This is a genomic window from Stenotrophomonas sp. 2YAF22 (assembly GCF_052114665.1).
Classification (GTDB): Bacteria; Pseudomonadota; Gammaproteobacteria; order Xanthomonadales; family Xanthomonadaceae; genus Stenotrophomonas; species Stenotrophomonas indicatrix.
In genome coordinates, this window is sequence record NZ_JBFRFE010000242.1 from 2,501 (window position 1) to 5,717 (window position 3,217).

General features: G+C 53.7%; 1 protein-coding gene and 2 rRNA genes (1 of these 3 only partly in view). 2 read left to right on the forward strand and 1 reads right to left on the reverse strand.

The window, feature by feature from the left end; genetic code table 11:
- Nucleotides 1–2,674, forward strand: a 23S ribosomal RNA gene (locus tag AB4Y84_RS11215); it begins 207 nt to the left of the window's first position.
- A 169-nt stretch (nucleotides 2,675–2,843) separates the two neighbouring features.
- A 5S ribosomal RNA gene (gene rrf, locus AB4Y84_RS11220) occupies nucleotides 2,844–2,958 on the forward strand.
- 75 nt (nucleotides 2,959–3,033) lie between these two features.
- Here the strand turns inward: rrf and AB4Y84_RS11225 are convergent.
- Nucleotides 3,034–3,217, reverse strand: a 184-nt coding sequence (locus AB4Y84_RS11225) for a hypothetical protein (protein ID WP_442250137.1), incomplete at its 5' end; no start/stop codon positions are given.

Below are 3,217 nucleotides of genomic sequence, written 5' to 3' on the forward strand. Positions count from 1 at the left end.
AGGAAAAGAAATCAACCGAGATTCCGTAAGTAGCGACGAGCGAACGCGGACTAGCCCTTAAGCTGATTTGGTTCTAGGAAAACGCTCTGGAAAGAGCGGCCATAGAAGGTGATAGCCCTGTATCTGAAAGGGCCATTTCAGTGAAGACGAGTAGGGCGGGGCACGTGAAACCCTGTCTGAACATGGGGGGACCATCCTCCAAGGCTAAATACTACTGACCGACCGATAGTGAACCAGTACCGTGAGGGAAAGGCGAAAAGAACCCCGGAGAGGGGAGTGAAATAGATCCTGAAACCGTGTGCGTACAAGCAGTAGGAGCCTCGCAAGGGGTGACTGCGTACCTTTTGTATAATGGGTCAGCGACTTACTGTTCGTGGCAAGCTTAACCGTATAGGGGAGGCGAAGGGAAACCGAGTCTGATAAGGGCGCATAGTCGCGGGCAGTAGACCCGAAACCGGGTGATCTAGTCATGGCCAGGGTGAAGGTGCCGTAACAGGTACTGGAGGCCCGAACCCACGTCTGTTGCAAAAGACGGGGATGAGCTGTGATTAGGAGTGAAAAGCTAATCGAACCCGGAGATAGCTGGTTCTCCTCGAAAGCTATTTAGGTAGCGCCTCATATGTATCCTCTCGGGGGTAGAGCACTGTTATGGCTAGGGGGTCATCGCGACTTACCAAACCATTGCAAACTCCGAATACCGAGACGGACTGTATGGGAGACACACGGCGGGTGCTAACGTCCGTCGTGAAAAGGGAAACAACCCAGACCCACAGCTAAGGTCCCAAATTTTGTGCTAAGTGGAAAACCATGTGGAAAGGCACAGACAGCCAGGAGGTTGGCTTAGAAGCAGCCACCCTTTAAAGAAAGCGTAATAGCTCACTGGTCGAGTCGGTCTGCGGGGAAGATTTAACGGGGCTAAGCACAGAACCGAAGCTTGGGGTGTGCATATTTATATGTACGCGGTAGAGGAGCGTTCCGTAAGCCGTTGAAGGTGGATTGAGAAGTCTGCTGGAGGTATCGGAAGTGCGAATGCTGACATGAGTAACGATAATGCGGGTGAAAAACCCGCACGCCGAAAGCCCAAGGTTTCCTTGCGCAACGTTAATCGGCGCAGGGTGAGTCGGCCCCTAAGGCGAGGACGAAAGTCGTAGTCGATGGGAAGCAGGTTAATATTCCTGCACCTCGCGTAAGTGCGATGGAGGGACGGAGAAGGTTAGGCATACCGGGCGTTGGTTGTCCCGGGGAAAGGCGGTAGGTTTGGATCTTTGGCAAATCCGGGATCCTTTAAGACCGAGCACCGAGACGAGCCTTTATGGCGAAGTTGCTGATACCACGCTTCCAGGAAAAGCTCCTAAGCTTCAGCTTACGCAGACCGTACCGTAAACCGACACAGGTGGGTAGGATGAGAATTCTCAGGCGCTTGAGAGAACTCGGGTGAAGGAACTAGGCAACATGGCACCGTAACTTCGGGAGAAGGTGCACCCTTTTTGGTGGCTCGTGCGAGCTATAGCTGAAGAGGGTCGCAGTAACCAGGCCGCTGCGACTGTTTATCAAAAACACAGCACTCTGCAAACACGAAAGTGGACGTATAGGGTGTGACGCCTGCCCGGTGCTGGAAGGTTAATTGATGGGGTCAGCCGCAAGGCGAAGCTCTTGATCGAAGCCCCAGTAAACGGCGGCCGTAACTATAACGGTCCTAAGGTAGCGAAATTCCTTGTCGGGTAAGTTCCGACCTGCACGAATGGCGTAACGACAGCGGCGCTGTCTCCACCCGAGACTCAGTGAAATTGAAATCGCTGTGAAGATGCAGCGTTCCCGTGGCAAGACGGAAAGACCCCGTGAACCTTTACTATAGCTTTACACTGAACGTTGAGTTCGTCTGTGTAGGATAGGTGGGAGGCTATGAAACCATGGCGCTAGCTGTGGCGGAGCCATCCTTGAAATACCACCCTGTCGTGCTTGACGTTCTAACCTGGGTCCATTATCTGGATCGGGGACCGTGTATGGTGGGTAGTTTGACTGGGGCGGTCTCCTCCTAAAGAGTAACGGAGGAGCTCGAAGGTACGCTCAGCGCGGTCGGACATCGCGCACTGTGTGCAAAGGCATAAGCGTGCTTGACTGCAAGATCGACGGATCAAGCAGGTAGGAAACTAGGACTTAGTGATCCGGTGGTTCTGTATGGAAGGGCCATCGCTCAACGGATAAAAGGTACTCCGGGGATAACAGGCTGATACCGCCCAAGAGTTCATATCGACGGCGGTGTTTGGCACCTCGATGTCGGCTCATCACATCCTGGGGCTGTAGTCGGTCCCAAGGGTATGGCTGTTCGCCATTTAAAGTGGTACGCGAGCTGGGTTCAGAACGTCGTGAGACAGTTCGGTCCCTATCTGCCATGGGCGTTGGAGATTTGAGAGGGGCTGCTCCTAGTACGAGAGGACCGGAGTGGACGAACCTCTGGTGTTCCGGTTGTCACGCCAGTGGCATTGCCGGGTAGCTATGTTCGGAAGCGATAACCGCTGAAAGCATCTAAGCGGGAAGCGCGCCTCAAGATGAGATCTCCCGGGGCACAAGCCCCCTGAAGGAACCATGTAGACTACGTGGTTGATAGGTCAGGTGTGTAAGTACAGCAATGTATTGAGCTAACTGATACTAATGATCCGAGAGGCTTGACCATATAACCTCAAGTTGCCTTGGCCGACATGACATGTCGATAGATCCAAGTGCACGCTACGTCACAAGACCAAACGAGAGGCAGGCGCTCAGGCGCGTCTCTTTGCAAYGCWGGCAKCACCATGCCYGCMCCCTGCAAAGACACGACGTCCAGGCGACACTCCAAMCGCCTCCCTGGTGAAATTAGCGCTATGGAACCACCCGATCCCATCCCGAACTCGGAAGTGAAACGTAGCTGCGCCGATGGTAGTGTGGCCTAAGCCATGCGAGAGTAGGTCATCGCCAGGGTTTATACCCCAAAAACCCCGCTGCTCATGCAGCGGGGTTTTCCTTTTTTTGCAAGCCTCAGGTTTTGACCTGGACTTACGGCAACAACTTCACGAAGAGCTTCAAGTTCCTCTCACAAGTTGTTGACAAAGATGAAAAGCCTGCCATAATAGGCGGCTCGCAACGACGAAAGACCCTCGGGTCCAACGACGAAGCAGCATCGGCAACAACGTCCACTTCGGTGAGACGGCCTTGAAAAAAGGTGTTGACGARGCGGAAA